Genomic DNA, 247 nt, shown 5'->3' with positions numbered 1-247 from the left:
CACTAAAATAAGGCTGTCCTGTTGGACCTACATAAGCAGCAACTTCTTGCTGATTTTGCAAAATACCTGCAGTTTTAAATCCATAGAAATAACCAATCGGGTAGCCAATCTGAGCTCTTGATACTTCTGAAGTTCCTTGTGATAATACATGGCTTAACCCATGGATTATACCATCAGCATTTGCTACTCTTGTAACTTTGTTTTTGTTAGCTGCTCCACTTACAGTCAGACCATATTTAAAATCGCC

1 protein-coding gene is annotated in these 247 nt (G+C 38.5%); it reads right to left on the bottom strand.

Annotation, left to right across the window (positions count from 1 at the left end; genetic code table 11):
* On the bottom strand, positions 1 to 247 hold a 247-nt coding region (locus SB753_RS40100), incomplete at both ends, for a hypothetical protein (protein ID WP_410805555.1).

Origin of the sequence: Paraburkholderia sp. SIMBA_053, from assembly GCF_046534895.1 — a bacterium.
Taxonomy (GTDB): Bacteria; Pseudomonadota; Gammaproteobacteria; order Burkholderiales; family Burkholderiaceae; genus Paraburkholderia; species Paraburkholderia caledonica.
This window is presented reverse-complemented; position numbering and strand designations above follow the sequence as displayed.